The sequence below is a fragment of the Borreliella japonica genome (assembly GCF_030438115.2).
GTDB classification, from domain to species: domain Bacteria; phylum Spirochaetota; class Spirochaetia; order Borreliales; family Borreliaceae; genus Borreliella; species Borreliella japonica.
Window position 1 is genome coordinate 452,524 of sequence record NZ_CP124062.1, and the last position, 16,179, is coordinate 468,702.

Annotated in this window: 16 protein-coding genes; 12 read left to right on the top strand and 4 right to left on the bottom strand. The window is 27.6% G+C overall.

Going from position 1 to position 16,179, the window contains the following annotated elements:
- The first annotated feature begins 57 nt into the window (after window positions 1-57).
- Window positions 58-375 (top strand): hypothetical protein, encoded by a 318-nt coding sequence (locus QIA21_RS02740; RefSeq protein ID WP_301393042.1) that lies wholly within the window; start codon window positions 58-60, stop codon window positions 373-375.
- Between the two features lie 29 nt (window positions 376-404).
- On the opposite strand, the gene QIA21_RS02745 is transcribed toward QIA21_RS02740, so the two are convergent.
- On the bottom strand, window positions 405-794 hold the full coding sequence (locus tag QIA21_RS02745) for a DUF1893 domain-containing protein (RefSeq protein WP_301393043.1): 390 nt from the start codon (window positions 792-794) through the stop codon (window positions 405-407).
- 117 nt (window positions 795-911) lie between these two features.
- Here QIA21_RS02745 and QIA21_RS02750 point away from each other — a divergent pair, with 117 nt between their 5' ends.
- The 3 genes from QIA21_RS02750 to QIA21_RS02760 all read left to right on the top strand — a co-directional run bounded on the left by QIA21_RS02750 (window position 912) and on the right by QIA21_RS02760 (window position 3,109).
- Window positions 912-1,517, top strand: a complete 606-nt coding sequence (locus tag QIA21_RS02750) for a YigZ family protein (protein WP_301393044.1) — start codon at window positions 912-914, stop codon at window positions 1,515-1,517.
- A 93-nt stretch (window positions 1,518-1,610) separates the two neighbouring features.
- Window positions 1,611-2,363, top strand: coding sequence for a ParA family protein (locus QIA21_RS02755; protein ID WP_091972245.1), 753 nt, complete (start codon window positions 1,611-1,613; stop codon window positions 2,361-2,363).
- 2 nt (window positions 2,364-2,365) lie between these two features.
- Window positions 2,366-3,109: a hypothetical protein gene (locus tag QIA21_RS02760; protein ID WP_301393045.1), complete on the top strand. Its 744-nt coding sequence runs from the start codon at window positions 2,366-2,368 to the stop codon at window positions 3,107-3,109.
- A gap of 238 nt (window positions 3,110-3,347) precedes the next feature.
- On the opposite strand, the gene QIA21_RS02765 is transcribed toward QIA21_RS02760, so the two are convergent.
- The 3 genes from QIA21_RS02765 to gyrB all read right to left on the bottom strand — a co-directional run bounded on the left by QIA21_RS02765 (window position 3,348) and on the right by gyrB (window position 8,597).
- Entirely contained in the window at window positions 3,348-4,130 is a 783-nt protein-coding gene (locus QIA21_RS02765; RefSeq protein WP_091972241.1) for a ParB/RepB/Spo0J family partition protein, read from the bottom strand.
- A gap of 118 nt (window positions 4,131-4,248) precedes the next feature.
- A complete protein-coding gene (gyrA, locus tag QIA21_RS02770; RefSeq protein ID WP_301393046.1) occupies window positions 4,249-6,681 on the bottom strand; it encodes a DNA topoisomerase (ATP-hydrolyzing) subunit A in 2,433 nt (810 codons plus the stop codon).
- A gap of 11 nt (window positions 6,682-6,692) precedes the next feature.
- Window positions 6,693-8,597 (bottom strand): DNA topoisomerase (ATP-hydrolyzing) subunit B, encoded by a 1,905-nt coding sequence (gene gyrB / locus QIA21_RS02775; protein ID WP_301393047.1) that lies wholly within the window; start codon window positions 8,595-8,597, stop codon window positions 6,693-6,695.
- A 186-nt stretch (window positions 8,598-8,783) separates the two neighbouring features.
- Between gyrB and dnaA the strand changes: the two genes are divergently transcribed.
- From dnaA to QIA21_RS02815, 8 genes are all read left to right on the top strand, one after another.
- Window positions 8,784-10,250: a chromosomal replication initiator protein DnaA gene (gene dnaA / locus QIA21_RS02780; RefSeq protein WP_301393048.1), complete on the top strand. Its 1,467-nt coding sequence runs from the start codon at window positions 8,784-8,786 to the stop codon at window positions 10,248-10,250.
- 230 nt (window positions 10,251-10,480) lie between these two features.
- Window positions 10,481-11,638, top strand: coding sequence for a DNA polymerase III subunit beta (gene dnaN, locus QIA21_RS02785; protein ID WP_301393049.1), 1,158 nt, complete (start codon window positions 10,481-10,483; stop codon window positions 11,636-11,638).
- 95 nt (window positions 11,639-11,733) lie between these two features.
- Complete coding sequence (locus QIA21_RS02790; RefSeq protein ID WP_301393050.1) at window positions 11,734-12,033, top strand: hypothetical protein; 300 nt, start codon at window positions 11,734-11,736, stop codon at window positions 12,031-12,033.
- A gap of 90 nt (window positions 12,034-12,123) precedes the next feature.
- Window positions 12,124-12,279 (top strand): 50S ribosomal protein L34, encoded by a 156-nt coding sequence (gene rpmH, locus QIA21_RS02795; protein WP_004791483.1) that lies wholly within the window; start codon window positions 12,124-12,126, stop codon window positions 12,277-12,279.
- Window positions 12,260-12,595: a ribonuclease P protein component gene (gene rnpA, locus QIA21_RS02800; protein WP_301393051.1), complete on the top strand. Its 336-nt coding sequence runs from the start codon at window positions 12,260-12,262 to the stop codon at window positions 12,593-12,595. The genes rpmH and rnpA overlap by 20 nt, the downstream gene beginning before the upstream one ends.
- Window positions 12,596-12,605: 10 nt before the next feature.
- Window positions 12,606-14,240 carry a membrane protein insertase YidC gene (gene yidC, locus QIA21_RS02805; protein WP_301393052.1) on the top strand — a complete coding sequence of 545 codons (1,635 nt, stop codon included), beginning with the start codon at window positions 12,606-12,608 and terminating at the stop codon, window positions 14,238-14,240.
- A gap of 12 nt (window positions 14,241-14,252) precedes the next feature.
- Window positions 14,253-14,984, top strand: a complete 732-nt coding sequence (locus QIA21_RS02810; protein ID WP_301393053.1) for a Jag family protein — start codon at window positions 14,253-14,255, stop codon at window positions 14,982-14,984.
- Between the two features lie 45 nt (window positions 14,985-15,029).
- Window positions 15,030-16,097, top strand: coding sequence for an NAD-dependent epimerase (locus tag QIA21_RS02815; RefSeq protein WP_301393054.1), 1,068 nt, complete (start codon window positions 15,030-15,032; stop codon window positions 16,095-16,097).
- The last annotated feature ends 82 nt before the right edge of the window (window positions 16,098-16,179 follow it).

Consider the following 16,179-nt stretch of genomic DNA (forward strand, 5'->3'; position numbering starts at 1 on the left):
CATTTAGTTATATCATTAAGTATTAATGATTAAAAAGTTAAAAGAAAGGGAAAATTTATGTTTGCATTAATTAGAAAAATATTTGTAATTTATTTTCTATGCATTACTCTTGCAGGCTTTGCCATGATTTTTATTGACAGCAAATTTACCGAACAGCCTGATGCTAAAGAAAATCAAAACAAAATTAATCAACATACAATCGAACCTAATTTAATTATGTTTACATCTTCTATAGGGGGATTTTTAGGTGTTTATGCTGGAATTTGGATCTTTAACTACAATAAAAACAATTTTTACCTAAATTGGGGAAATTTAATAATATTAATATATAATATAGCCCTAATTATCACTGTATACTCAAAATCACATAGTTAGCTAAAGCACAACTTAATTATTTTAATAATTTACAGGTTGTTAACTATAATACCTCTTTTAATCATATACTTGTAAACCTCTTCAGGATTTTCCAAGCTTTCAATCAAGCTTTCTGCCCTGTCATTTATTTTTTCCACCAATTTCTTATAAGCTACTTTTATTCCTCTACTTTCTAAAAAATCCTTTGCAGGTTGAGAAACAACTCCAGCTTGAACATTTTGAAGCCCTATATTATAAATAATAATAGCCGCCGCCTTGCCTACAACTTTATCATAAATCTCTAGCCCCTCTTTATTCTGAATATACTTATTGATAAAATTATCTACTTCTAAAAGGGGCTTCAATCCCCTTTCCATGTTAGAATAAAGTATTTTATGATCTTTAAACAACCTTAATGTTGGATTTAAGCCTGATATCATTTAAAACCCCTTTTTTTGACCATACTTTATAATAATCAATAATAAAACAAACACTATTAATAATATACATAAACAATAAATACTGCAATATCTAAAAAGATAGTATACTTACGTTATATGATGTTCGTGCCAAAAAACAACAGTAATTCTAAAATTGAAATAAAAAAATCTATCTTTATTTCATATATTTTTAATATTGAAAAAAAAGAAGATATAAATAAAACTATTAAAAAATATAAAATAAAATTTAAAAATGCTACGCATGTAGTTTATGGATTTAGAATTGGAAATAAGAATTCATTCTTAAATGGAATGAATGATGACAAAGAGCCTAATTTAACGGCTGGAAAACCCACATTAGATGCCATAATACATAATAATTTAACTGATACCTTAATAATCACATTGCGATATTTTGGAGGCACTTTGCTTGGCAGAGGGGGATTAATTAAGGCATATTACAAATCCGCCAAAGAAGTTATTAAGAATACATCTATAATGGAAAAAGAAGAATTAGAAATTTTAAGCTTAAATTTAAATTATAATCAATACAATTTACTATTAAAAATGAAAAACAAACTTGAAATAGAGATAACAGACTCAAACTTTTCAAATAAAATAAACACTTCAATTAAATTTAAAACAAAAAACAAGCAAAAAATATCTGAATTTTTTATAAAAAACGGCTTAATTCAAGAAATTTTCAAGCCTCATAAAGAATAATATACATGTCAAATAATCAAATATTTAAAACCTAATTTAAAGTATTATTATTTTTGCCATTTATGTTTTAAAATATAAAAAGAGAAAATTTATATGAAAATAATATCTGTAATCAACCAAAAAGGGGGCGTAGGAAAGACTACAAGCGCCATTAACATTTCTTATTCAATGACCTTGCTTAATAAAAAAATTCTTTTAATAGATATTGATTCACAAGGAAACTCTACTAGCGGCACAAACACATCAGAATACACAGCCGAAAACTCAAGTTATGAACTTATTAATAAAAAAATAAAGGTCAAACCTTTAAATCATTTTAAATTAGACATAATTCCATCTAGTATTAAATTAGCCTTACTCGAAAAAGAATTAATAAATGAACTCTCAAGAGAAAATTTTTTAAAAAATGCATTAACGCTATATGAAAAAGATAAATATGATTTTATTATTATTGACTGCCCTCCCACACTTTCAATATTGACTATAAATGCTCTTATTGCAAGCAATTGCTTGTTAATACCAATTGAAACAGAATTTTTTGCATTTGAAGGTATAAATCAACTGATAGACACAATAAATACCGTAAAGCAAATAAACAAAAATTTAGAAATTGGGGGTGTTTTTATAAACAAATATGATATAAGAAACAAAAGTAAAGAAAAATATGTAAGATCGTTAAAAAAAGTATTCAAAGAAAAACTTTTAAATACAAAAATAAGGAAAAATATAGCCATTTCAAAATCTCAAGAAGCAAAAATACCTGTATATGAATATGATAAAGAAAGCAATGCTGCAAAAGATTTCTTAGAACTCTCAAAAGAGATAATAAACAAAATTAAGGAATAACTATGTCTGACAATCTAGAAACTTTAATGTTTTTAATGGGAAAAAAATTAAAAACATCTTCGAACAATTTAGAAAATACAGAAAAAAAAGAAATTATTTCGATTGAAATAGAAAACTTTGACTACAGCAAGCTAGATAAAGATATTTCTGATTTTTTAAAAACAAAGCAATATGAAATTTTCAATATTTTTAATAATACTTATACAAAAATTGGAAAGATACTTAAAGACGCTCAAGATAAATTAAAAGGGAACAATCAATATAACGGACTCTTTTACCAGTGGTTCAAAAGTATGGGATTTAAAAAAGACAAGGTTTACGCTTTAATATCAAGATACAATCTGCTTATCGAAAATTCCGACAAGCAGATCGCTATAGAAAAATTACCATTATCATTATCATATGAAATATCTAAAAAATCTTGCCCATCTATTTTAAAAAACGAAGTTCTAAATGGCAAAATAAATTCTTTAAAAGAATTTAAAATTGTTTATAAAAAAAGTTTTGATTTAAAAAATGCACGCAAATCATTACTCAAAAAAGATAAAAAATATGAAAACGATATAAAAGAAGCGCTGGACTTCATATTAAAAAATATAAAGGAATTTAAAAATATTGAATTTAACAAACTAAACCAAGAGAACTTGAAATTATTTTTTCATTCTATTTTAGAAATAAAGAAAAAAATACAATATATTAAAAATGGTTCTATCCAGATTTACAACAGAGCCAATGAATATAAATAAAATATATATTCTTATTGTTCATTTTGCAAATAATAGGTTGTCTTTTGCTTTTAAATTTAACTATAAATAACATAATATAAACTTTACCCTTCATTTAAAGCTTAAGATTTCTTTACGAAAACTAAACAATTCTAAAACAAGCTTAAAAAATTTATACATTGTAACAAATACTTAAAAAACAAAAACTCTCATAAAATTAAGAAAAAATATTTTACAATCTTTAAATTATAAAAACAATTTAGCTAATATGGCCGAAAAAGGAAACAATCCTTCTTAAATCACCCGATGTAAAATACTCTATCTCTATTTTCCCTTTATCTTGATTTCCCTTAATATCTATTTTTGTTTGAATTTTATCAAATAAAAATTCTTTTATATTGCTTAAAAAAGGATCTTGTTCTAGTTCTCTTTTTTTTACTATAGACTTATAAAAATTTTTAACATATTTTTCTGCATCTCTTACAGAAAATTTTTTCTTCAGTATCATTAAATAAAGATTATACCTGTCTTGCTTATCTTTTAAAGATAAAATAACCTTAGCATGCCCAAAAGAAATTTCTTTCCTGTGCACTGCATTTAATATTTCTTGTTCAAGATCTAAAATTCTAACTAAATTTGAAATATAAGCCCTACTTTTGCCAATTTTTTCAGACAAATCCTTTTGAGTTAAAGAATATTTATTCATTATATTTTTATAAGCATAGGCTTCCTCAACAGGCGTAAAATTTTCTCTTTGAATATTTTCAACCAAAGGCATAAAATCTCTACAAGATTCTTTTATGTCAACCTCGATAACAGGAATACTTGTCATCTGGATAAGTTTAGCAGCCCTAAACCTTCTTTCTCCTACTATTATTTTATATCTCTCATTTGCTTTACAAACAATTATAGGTTGCAAAATTCCATTTTCTTTTATGGAAACACTTAACTCTTCTAATTCAACAAGGCTAACAGATTTTCTTGGCTGATCATTATCAATATCTAAAAGTTGAATATCTATCATTTTAAAAACTCCATCCATATTGTCACAACCTCCTACAACACAAAATTTTATCAGGTTATAATATTGAATTACAATTTAAGAATAAAAAAAAAGAATGTTCCACGTGGAACATTCTTAAATAAAAAAACCCAATTTTTTACTTAATAAATTTTGAAACAGAAATCAAGCTGTCATTATCAAGAAATAATACTTGAATTCCTCTAGCATCTTTGCCTTGTTCGGATACTTTTCCAGCTACTGTTCTTAAAGCTTTTGAACGTTTACTTACAAGTAAGATTTCATCATCTTCTGAAACTGCTATAGCATCAACAACACTACCCGCTTTTTTATCAGATTTTTTATAACTAGTATAACCAGTGGCTCCTCTTTTAAGCTCAGATATTTTAGAAATGCTCAATCTTTTTCCATATCCATTCTCAGAAACAATCAAAAGATAAGGATTTTCTCTAACCGCTAAAACTTTAACAAATAAATCCCCTTCTTTTAATTTCATTCCACAAACACCCTGGGTACCTCTATTAGTAAGCCTAACATCCTTTGAATTAAATATAAATGCACTACCCTTTTTAGAAAGACAAATTACTTTTTCATCCTTATAAACAATCTCTGCACTTGTAACAAAATCTTTATCATTAAGTTTAACAACAATAACACCTCGAGACTTTACTGTTTTAAAATCTGTAGATTCGAATCTAGCTATCTTTCCACTTGCAGTTGTAAGCAATAAATAGGCATCATCAGTAAAATCCTTACTATTCTTAATAGTTAATATTTCTTCCTGGTCTCCCAAATTAATAAGCTCACTAATATTTTGACCTTTTGAAGCCCTTGAAGAATCTTTTATCTCATAAGCATTAATTAAATAAAGTTTCCCTTCATTTGAAATCATAAACAAATAATCGTGAGTATTGACACACAAAGCAATAACAATCTCATCTCCATCACCAAGATCAAAAGAACTTAGACCTTTTCCTCCCGTACCTTGCAATTTATACTCATTTTGTGAAAGTCTTTTAAGGAAACCCTTCTTTGTAAGCATAACAACAATATTTTCTTTTTGCATTAAATCCGACATACTAGTTTTTAAAACCTCCTCATCATAAATTATTTTAGTTCGACGTTCATCGCCAAATTTCAAACCTAAATTTATAGTTTCTTCTCTTATGATATTAATAATCCTTACTGGATTCAAGAGAATATCTTCATAATCTTTTATTAAGCTTAAAAGAACATTAAGTTCTTCTTCAAGCTTAAAAAGTTCAATAGCTGTAAGTTTTTGCAACTTCATATCAAGGACCGAATTAGCTTGAATCTCTGAAAGGCCAAAATTTGCAACAAGCCTCTCTTTTGCATCTTTTGCTAATTTAGATGATTTAATAATCTTAATAACCTCATCTATATTATTTAAAGCAATATTCAATCCCCCAAGAACATGTGCTTTCTCTTTTGCCTTTCTCAAGTCAAATTCAATACGTCTTTCAATAATATTTTTTCTATGCTCAATAAATTCAAATAATAATTCTTCCAAATTCAACTGCTTGGGAATACCATTAACAAGAGCTAAATTATTTATACTAAAATGCTTTTTAAATTCAGTATATTCATAAAGCAAATTCATAATAACATGAGGATCAAATCCTCTTTTAACTTCAAGAACTATTCTAATACCTTCTCTATCAGACTCGTCTCTTATATCTAAAAGTCCTTCTAGCTTTTCTTCTTTTGCCAAAAACGCAACTTTCATAAGAAGTGCAGATTTATTTACTGCATAAGGTATTTCTGTAACAATTATAGCACTTTTATCTTCTATTCTTTCTTCAATATGATATCTTGCTCTAATAACAACACTTCCCTTGCCAGTTTTATATGCTTTAATCAAATTATCATTATAAACAATCTCTCCAAAAGTTGGAAAATCAGGCCCTTTAACTATCTTGAGTAAATCAAAAATGGAAGCATTCTCATTATCTAACATATAAACAATAGCATCACAAATTTCTCTTAAATTGTGGGGCGCCATGCTAGTGGCCATTCCAACAGCAATTCCACTAGAGCCATTCACCAAAAGAAATGGAAATGATGAAGGCATAATCTCAGGTTCACTTAAAGAATCGTCATAATTAGACTTAAAATTAACAGTTTCTTTATCTATATCCTTAACAATACATTCAGTTATTTTTTCCATTTTAGCTTCAGTATATCGCATAGCAGCGGGAGGATCTCCGTCAATAGATCCAAAATTTCCCTGCCCCCGTATTACAGGATATCTAAGTGAAAAATCTTGAGCAAGTCTTACAAGAGCATCATAAATTGATTGATCTCCATGAGGATGATATTTCCCAAGAACATCCCCTACTATTCTTCCAGCTTTTTTAAAAGCTTTATCAGAACGAAGTCCCATCTCGTACATAGAATAAAGTATTCTCCTATGAACTGGCTTAAGACCATCTCTTACATCTGGAAGAGCTCTGGAAACAATAACTGACATTGCATAATTCAAATAAGAAGTTTTTATTTCATCTTCTATCTTAATATTTAATATTTGTTCTTTACTTTCTCCAACTGCCATTAAAGCTCCAATTACACATCAAGATTAATTACATTAAGTGCATTCTGTTCAATAAATTCTTTTCTAGGTTCAACCAAATCTCCCATAAGAGTAACAAAAATTTTCTCAGCCTCAACAGCATCATCTATATTCATCAATCTCATCTTTCTTCTAGCAGGATCCATTGTAGTTTCCCAAAGCTGAGTTGGATTCATCTCTCCAAGTCCTTTATATCTTTGAAGAAGAATGCTATTGCGATTTTTAGTTTCAATAGAATCTAAAAATTTTTCTTTTTCCTTCTCGTCATAAAAATAATAAATACGATTATCATACTTTATTTTATAAAGAGGAGGCATGGCTATATATATATAGCCATTTTCAATTAAATCTCTCATATATCTAAAGAAAAAAGCTAAAAGCAAAGTTCTAATGTGAGATCCATCAACATCGGCATCTGCCATAATAATGACCTTGTGATAACGAAGTTTTGTAATATCAAAAGTTTTACCAACCCCTGCACCAAGAGATGCAATTATAGGAATAAGCTTATCATTGGTAATCACCTTATCTTCTCTTGTTTTCTCAACATTAAGCATTTTTCCCCATAATGGCAAAATGGCCTGAAAAAATCTATTTCTACCCATTTTAGCACTTCCTCCAGCAGAATCACCTTCTACAATATAGATCTCTCTTTCCAAGGGATTTTTAGAAGTACAATCAGCCAATTTCCCGGGCAATGCCAAACTTTCAAATGCATTTTTTTTTCTTTCTGATTCTCTTGCTTTTCTTGCAGCCTCACGAGCACGAGCAGCTTTTATTGCTTTCCCAAGAATAGTGTCTATCTCTAAAGGATTTATATTAATAATTTCCAATAAATGCTCATAGACAACAATCTCAACTATTTTTTTTATCTCAGAATTGCCAAGTTTACTCTTTGTTTGACCTTCAAATTGAGGTTCTGGAACTTTTACAGAAATAACAGCTGTAAGTCCCTCTTTAAAATCATCTCCTGTAAGATTTGGAATATCTTTTTTACTTATTTTTGAATTTTTAAAAGCTTCGTTCATAGCCTTAGTAAGACCACTTTTAAAGCCCGCAACATGGGTCCCTCCTTCTCTTGTATTAATATTATTAACAAAAGAAAGAATATTATCAGAATAGCTTTCGGTCCATTTAAGCCCCACATTAACAATAACATCATTAAGAAAACCATCAATATAATAAGATTCCGATTGAAAAGCTTTACTGTTATTAGTTAAATAGTCTACAAAAGATTTTATCCCGCCTTCAAAATAAAACTTCGAAGATCTTTCTTTACCAAATCTTTTATCTTCAATTGAAATGCATATTTTATCGTTTAAAAAAGCAAGCTCTTTAAGCCTTTTTTCAAGAACATCAAAATTATAATCTAAAGTTTCAAAAATTTCAGAATCTGCTAAAAAAGTAACCTTGGTTCCTGTAATAGAAGATTCTCCCACAACTTCTACTTTAGAAGTTGGAATACCTTTTGAAAAGGTTTGCCTAAAAATCTTTCCATCTCTATTAATACAAACCTCTAAAAACGAAGACAAAGCATTTACAACCGAAATTCCAACACCGTGCAATCCTCCAGAAACCTTATAAGTACCTTTATTAAATTTTCCACCAGAATGTAGTTTTGTTAAAACAAGTTCAAGCGCACTAATTCCCTCCTCTTCATGGATATCAGTAGGAATTCCTCTCCCATTATCAATTACAGTTATAGTATTATCTAAATTAATAACAACATCTATTCTGTCACAAAACCCAGCTAAAGCCTCATCAATACTATTATCAACCACTTCATAAACCAAATGGTGCAACCCATTAATAGAAACAGATCCCACATACATGCCAGGCCTTTTCCTAACAGCCTCAAGTCCTTTTAAGACCTGAATGTTACTAGCAACATAATTCATAAACCTTCCATTCATTTAATCAAAATTAAGACACAAATAAATTCTACATTAAAAAAAAAATAATATCTATTACATAAAAAGTACCAAAAATTTAAAAAAATCCACAAACGACTCAGATAGAATCTGAATTCAATATTATACTATATAATGTTAAAAGTATAGTACTAAAACCAACAAGGACAAAAAATGGAAAAATCAAAAAATATATGGAGCTTGATTTTAACAGAAATAAAAAAAGAACTATCAGAAGAAGAGTTTTATGTTTGGTTTGAAAATTTATGCTTTTTAGAATCAATAGGAGAAAATATTCAAATATCTACTCCAAATTTATTTCACAAAAATCAAATAGAAAAAAGATTTGCAAAAAAAATCAAAGAAATCCTCACAAACAATGGCTACAATAACGTAACCATTGTATTTACAAATCAACCGACTAAAACCCATTTCAACAAACAAGAAAGCGAAAAAACAATTCTTAACGAAACTTTTCCAAATTTCGACAAGCTTAAAAGAAACACACTTTCTAAAGAACCAATTCAAAGCATTAAAGATCGAATAAAAATGTATATCAAAAAGGAAGAAGAGCCTACACATTTTAAAAATCCCTTTCTTAAAAAAAGATATACATTTGAAAATTTCATTATAGGTCCAAATAATAAGCTTGCATATAACGCCAGCTTGTCAATCTCAAAAAATCCTGGTAAAAAATATAACCCGTGTCTAATTTACGGTGGAGTTGGACTTGGGAAAACGCATTTACTTCAAAGCATAGGAAATAAAACAGAAGAACTGCATCATAACCTTAAGATATTATACGTTACTGCTGAAAATTTTTTAAATGAGTTTGTAGAAAGTATAAAGACAAACGAAACAAAAAAATTTAAAAAGAAATATAGATACCTAGACATGTTGCTTATAGACGATATCCACGACTTACAAAAAAAAGAAGGCATACAAGAAGAGCTTTTTCATACATTTAATGCCCTTTATGAAGACAATAAACAATTAGTATTCACGTGTGACCGATCTCCTTCTGAACTTACAAATTTTACAGATCGATTAAAAAGCAGATTTACAAGGGGACTAAATGTTGATATATCAAAACCCAATTTTGAACTCAGAGTAGCCATTATTGAAAAAAAAGCAGAGGAGGATGGCATAAAGGTCCCTAAAAATATACTAAATCTGGTTGCACAAAAAGTTACAACAAATGTAAGAGATCTTGAAGCTGCTGTAACAAAACTAAAAGCATATATAGATTTAGATAATATAGAAATTGACATTGACATTGTTGAAAAAATAATCAAAGAAATAATAATTTACGAAAAAGAAACAACCAATGAACCAAACAATAAAATCAATATCGAAAATATAAAAAAAATACTCTTAAGAGAGCTAAAAATTGCACACAAAGACATTGAGGGGCATAGTAAAAAACCAGAGATAACAAAAGCTAGACATATTTATGCATACCTTTTGAGAAATTTTACAGAGCTATCAACAGTTGAAATTGGAAAAATTATTGGAGGGAAAACCCATTCAACAGTGCTTTATTCGATAAATAAAATAGATAGAGACAGAAATAATGACAAAGAAATTAACAATTTAATCACAGAACTTATGAACAAAATAAAAAAAAATAAATCTAATTGAAAAATCAAAAATTCTTTTAAACAATTGAAACAAATAATTTATCAAAAATACACCAAAAAACAACCTATAATTAAACAATACATTTCTTTATATCATATACTACTAGATACAATTAAACAATCAAACAGAACACTACTACTGCTACTACTATATATATATATAAAAATCAAAATATAAAAAATAAAAAAACTTACAAAGATAAAATGTAATAAAATATATAGGGAGGCATTATGATAAATAACACATTTTTTATTTGCGAAACAAATCAAATTATAAATGAGATAGAAAAAGCAAAAGGAATAATATTAAACAGAAATATGAATGACATTTGGAGTGCATTGTTAATCGAAGTAAAAACACCTAATCTCATAATTAGATCAACAGACCGAAATATATTTTTTGAAAGTACAATTTCAATTGTTTCAGAAACAGATTTTAAGGTGTTAATTAATGCTTCAAATTTTTATGATGCAGTAAAAGCATTCAATTTTTATAAGAAAATTAAAATAGTTTTTAATGAGAGTAACAGCAAATTGGAAATTATGGGAGAATCAAAAGATGAGAAAGAAGAATATGAAGATCATTTAAAAGAACCCACCTTTTCATATGAAGAAATAGAAAATTACAACTATGATATGGTTAATGAAAATTACACTTTTGAAATTGAAGTAAAACAAAAATCTTTTAAAAAAATAATAAGCAGAATAGCTTTTTCAGCACATCTTGATGAATCCAAGAACGTATTAAATGGTGTGTATTTTACAAAGGATGAAGATTCCAAGTTATTACTTGTTTCTACCAATGGACACAGAATGTCTATTTGTAAAACAGAAGTCATATTTAAAGAAGATGTAAATTTTATAGTTCCTGTAAAAATATTTAATTTTTTAAAACATCTCATGTCAGGAGAAGGTATGGTTAAAATAAAATCTTCGGATAAAAAATTTTATGTTGAATTTGATAATTATAAAATAGCTTGCAGCTTGATTAATGGTAATTATCCCGATTATAAGAGTATTATACCTAAAGAACAGGAAAATAAATCTTTAGTTTCGCTAAGTATTTTAAAAGACAGACTTTCAAGAGTTAATTTATATGTTGATAGGTCAAGAAAGTTGATTTTAAATTTTTCTGATGCTCAATTAAAACTTCTTGGAGAAGATCTAATTACAGGAAGAAGAGGTGAATTTTTTATTAAAAATCCAAACTATATGTATGAAGGATCAGATGAAATTATGGCTATTAATATTTCATATTTTATTGAAGCCATTACTGTTTTTGAAAATTCAAAGATAGAGATACAATTTAATTCGGGAAATGTATTAAAATTGAGTGAACCAGAAAATTTTAATTTTATGCACTTGATAATGCCGATGTCTTTGGGTTAAAGTAAATTATTAATGTGATTTGAGTTTGAATATTGAAATGAGATTTTCTAAAGTTTATTCAATGTTATTTTTTGCATTGTGGTATAAAAATTGCTATGAATGATTCTTCTTTTAAAAAAATAAGCAATGTTCTTAAAAATTATTTAGAATCTAATTTGCTTATTGATAAAAAAATAAGTTCAAAATTATTGATTGCTGATAAATGGAATCAGATTTTTAAGACTTTATCAGATGATGTGAAATTTTTAGATCTTAAAAATGAGAGGATTCTTTTTCTTAAGGTGAGTAATTCAAGCATTTTATACAGTATATCGATCAATAAGTCAAAGATAATAAGTTTAATAAAAAAATTAACGGGAATTGAAATACTAGATATAAAGGTTTTAGTAAAGTAGTTATTATTGACAATCGCATTTATATGCTATACCATGGTAGTGTTCAATTTATAGCTTAGTAGCGGGAAATTGTTTTAATGGAGGAGCGTTTTGAAAAGGACTTATCAGCCTAGTCGTGTTAAAAGAAATAGAAAATTTGGGTTTAGAGCTAGAATGAAGACTAAAGGTGGAAGACTTATTCTTGCAAGACGAAGGGCAAAGGGAAGAATAAAATTAACTGTTTCTGATGAAAAAAAGAAATATTAGTCTAAAATCAAAAATAGAAATTCAAAAAATTTTCAAAGAAGGCAATTTGATTAGATTTAGCAATCTTAATCTTAAAATGTTCTTTAAATCAAATGATTTGATTTATTCCAGACTTCTTGTTACCTTTTCTAAAGACTTTAAGGGGTCTGTTAAAAGAAATCGTACTAGAAGGCTTTTTAAAGAGGTTTTTAGGAAAAGATTAGAATTATTAGAAGGTAGAGCCTTAGATTTTGTTTTTGTAGTTTCTTATAATAGGTTAAATTTGACGTATTTTGGTATTGAATCCCTTATGAAAAGTTTAGTTTTAATGGTATGAAGGGGCATAAGTGAATCGAAGTAAGAAAATTTTAAGAACGGTTTATTTATCTTTATTTTTAATAGGTCTTTTTATGCTTATTAATGATATTTTTTCTTCCAACATGTTAAGCTTTAGATCTTCTGAAAAGGAATTGCAGTTTGATTTAAACAAAAGTTTTAATGACAATAAAATGCCTCTGGGTAAAAGCAATGGTTTTGATTTGATTAATAAAGCTCAAAATATTGTTGTAGAAACAGAAGTATATTTTGCTACTTTTTCGACGTTTAGAGGAAATTTAGTTTCATTAAAGCTTAAAAATCATTTAAATTTAGAAAAAGATCCTACAGATTTGATTAATGCTGATTATAAAAATGAAACTTTTTTCGATATTAATTTCGACTATTTAGTAGAGAACTTATTTTTGTATAAAAAAATAGATGATTTTAACCATGAATTTAAAGCTTATTTTAAAAATAATGGGAAAACTTATGAATATATAAAAAAGTATACATTTTCGAGAAAAAATGAATACTTGATAAATTTTAAAGTTATTCTAAATGGTCTTGAGGATTATAACTTATTTGATATTGATTCTTATAAAATTATTTTTAGTTCTGGAATTGAAAGGTTGAGCGATAAAGCTAAGTTACAATATAACAATTATTTATCTCAAATAATTTACTATGACAATAAGCTTAGATATGGTAAAGATGGTTTAAGGATTAACAATCCTAGATGGATTGGCTCTAGTACGAAGTATTTTGAAGTGTTGGTTTTTAAAGAAGATATGGAGGTTGAATTTAAGAAGGAAAGAGAAGTTCTTAAATCGTTTATTATTAATAATGTTAAAAATAAAAAAAACATTAGTGATGAGTTTTTTATTTACGCTGGGCCCAAGGATAATAGATATTTAGACATTTTTGATAAGAATGATACTAATACTTTTGGCTTATCTGATATTGCTTTTGGAATGTCAGTAGAAAAGAGTTTATGGTATTTAATTCAAGTTCCTATGCAAATGGTAATGCAAGTTTTTTATGATGTTATACCTAATTGGGGACTTTCAATTATTTTTTTGACAATTGTTGTTAGAATCCTTATATTTCCTTTAACATTTAAGGGATTTAGAGCTACTGCTGAGCTTTCCAAACTTCAACCTAAAATGAAAGAACTTCAAGCAAAGTTTAAGCATGATTCTAAGAAATTAAATGAAGAGATGGGAAGGCTTTATAAAGAAGAAGGAGTTAATCCTCTTGGGGGATGTCTTCCCGTAATTTTGCAGCTTCCTATATTTTTTGCTCTTTATTCACTTGTAAATAATTTATTTTTATTAAGAGGAGCTAGTTTTATTCCAGGATGGATTGATGATTTATCTATAGGCGACAGTGTGTATCATTTTGGATATAAGCTATATTTTGTTTCTTGGACTGATATTAGAATTTTGCCTTTTATTATGATGTTTACTCAATTGGGGTCTACAATTGTTAGTTCCAATGTTGATTTAAAAAATCTTGGAGCGCAGCAGAAATTTTTATATTTTGGAATGCCTATTATGTTTTTTTTCATACTTTACAATATGCCATCAGGACTTTTAATATATTGGATTACAACAAATATTTTTACTATTTTGCAGCAATACTATATAAAGATACATTTGTCTTAAAGGGGGAATAATATGAGTTATGAATTTTACGGAAAAACCGAACAAGAAGCAATAAAGAAAGCAATGAGAGACCTGGAATTAAAAGAAGGCGAGTTTGATGTAGAAATTTTAGATAAAGAAAGGGTTGGATTTTTATTTAAGAAAGAAATGATTAAAATAAGGGTTTCTCCCCATGTAAAAGAGGTTAAAAAAGACGTTTTTGAAATTAAAATTGGGGATGAAATTTGTGATGGAATTTTAGAATTTGTAAAAGAAATGTTAATTAAAATGGGATATTCTGTAAACTTGACAATAGAATCCAAAGAAGGAGGATATATTAAGATTTCTATTGAAACAGATAGTCCAAATATTTTGATTGGACGAGAGGGTAAGAATTTAGATTCTTTACAGCTTTTGACAAATGTTTATGCCTCTAAGCTTATTGGTGAAGCTGGCACCTTTAATAGTAGGGTTGTATTGGATATTGGAGATTATAGAGAGCGATTTAAGTCTAGATTTATTAATTTAGCAATAAATTCTTTTCACAAAGTCAAAAGAACTAGACGTTCTATTTTGTTGCCATCAATGAATCCTTTTGAAAGAAGAATTATTCATACAACTTTAAATCGTTATAGTGATATAAAAACTGAAAGCGAGGGCGATGGAAATATAAAAAGAATAAGAGTTTCTTATGTCAGAAATAATAGGTTTGGCAGCAATAATTCTCGCAGTTATCAAAAAAGAGATCTTGGTTTTAAAAAATAGATTAATGGTGTTAGTTTGTATTGAATTTTAAAGAGGAATGATAATATGAAAATTTTTTTAACAGGAATTGCAGGGTTTATTGGATTTCATGTAGCTAAAAAGTTTGTAGAAGAAGGGCACGAAGTTTTGGGTGTAGACATATTAAATGATTATTATGAACTTAAATTTAAGCATGAAAGATTAAATGCTTTAGGTTTTTGTTCTAAGGATGTCAAAACTTATAAGATTATTAAGAGTGAAAAATATAATAATTTATCCTTTGTTTATCTTGATATACTAAATAAAGATAAGCTGCTAGAACTTTTTAAAGAGTTTAAGTTTACGCATGTTTGCCATTTGGCTGCTCAAGCAGGTATTAGAGATAGTCTTGAGAATCCTGATAGCTATGTTTCAATAAATATTGTTGGGTTTTTTAATGTTTTAGATGTGTGCAGAATTTATAAAGAAAGCATTGAACATTTTGTTTATGCTTCGACTTCATCGGTTTATGGTATAAATGAGAATATTCCGTCTAGTGAAGATTCTGTTACAGACCATCCTTTAAATTTATATGCAGCTACTAAAAAATCTAATGAGATGATAGCTCATGCTTACAGTGCCTCTTTTAATATTCCCACAACAGGGCTTAGATTTTTTACAGTTTATGGAACCTATGGAAGACCCGATATGGCTTTGTATTTATTTTCATATGGAATTAAAAATGGTGAGTCTATTAATATTTTTAACAATGGGAATATGGCTAGAGATTTTACATATGTGAGTGATATTGCAAACGGTGTTTATAAAGTGTTGAAAAATCCGGCTAAGAGTGATTGTAATTTTGACGTTAAAAATCCAAATTCGTCAACATCTTCTTTTCCTTACAGGATATACAATATAGGAACTGGGCATGCAACTAAATTGTTAGATTTTATTAAAGAGCTTGAGGTTAATTTTGATAAAAAAGCTTTAAAAAGTTATATGCCTATGCAAAAAGCAGATGTTGTGGAAAGTTGTTGTGATATTTTAAAGCTTAAAAATGATGTGGGGTATGAGGCCAAAATTTCTATTAAAGAAGGAATAAAAGAATTTTCGCAGTGGTATAAAATGTTAGACTCTACTGAAAAGGTTTGACTTTGAATTTTTTTGTGAAGAATAATAGATTTTTGATAAATTTTACGCTTACTTTTATTTAAATAATTATTTATTGATTGAT

Bases quoted from the DNA above. Each gene is read 5' to 3' on its own strand.
- QIA21_RS02760 (WP_301393045.1), top strand. From the start codon at position 2,366: ATGTCTGACAATCTAGAAACTTTAATGTTTTTAATGGGAAAAAAATTA.
- QIA21_RS02750 (WP_301393044.1), top strand. From the start codon at position 912: ATGATGTTCGTGCCAAAAAACAACAGTAATTCTAAAATTGAAATAAAA.
- QIA21_RS02765 (WP_091972241.1), bottom strand. From the start codon at position 4,130: ATGGATGGAGTTTTTAAAATGATAGATATTCAACTTTTAGATATTGAT.
- gyrB (WP_301393047.1), bottom strand. From the start codon at position 8,597: ATGAATTATGTTGCTAGTAACATTCAGGTCTTAAAAGGACTTGAGGCT.
- rnpA (WP_301393051.1), top strand. From the start codon at position 12,260: ATGAAAAAAAGAAATATTAGTCTAAAATCAAAAATAGAAATTCAAAAA.
- QIA21_RS02810 (WP_301393053.1), top strand. From the start codon at position 14,253: ATGAGTTATGAATTTTACGGAAAAACCGAACAAGAAGCAATAAAGAAA.
- QIA21_RS02740 (WP_301393042.1), top strand. From the start codon at position 58: ATGTTTGCATTAATTAGAAAAATATTTGTAATTTATTTTCTATGCATT.
- QIA21_RS02745 (WP_301393043.1), bottom strand. From the start codon at position 794: ATGATATCAGGCTTAAATCCAACATTAAGGTTGTTTAAAGATCATAAA.
- dnaN (WP_301393049.1), top strand. From the start codon at position 10,481: ATGATAAATAACACATTTTTTATTTGCGAAACAAATCAAATTATAAAT.
- QIA21_RS02755 (WP_091972245.1), top strand. From the start codon at position 1,611: ATGAAAATAATATCTGTAATCAACCAAAAAGGGGGCGTAGGAAAGACT.
- dnaA (WP_301393048.1), top strand. From the start codon at position 8,784: ATGGAAAAATCAAAAAATATATGGAGCTTGATTTTAACAGAAATAAAA.
- gyrA (WP_301393046.1), bottom strand. From the start codon at position 6,681: ATGGCAGTTGGAGAAAGTAAAGAACAAATATTAAATATTAAGATAGAA.
- QIA21_RS02815 (WP_301393054.1), top strand. From the start codon at position 15,030: ATGAAAATTTTTTTAACAGGAATTGCAGGGTTTATTGGATTTCATGTA.
- QIA21_RS02790 (WP_301393050.1), top strand. From the start codon at position 11,734: ATGAATGATTCTTCTTTTAAAAAAATAAGCAATGTTCTTAAAAATTAT.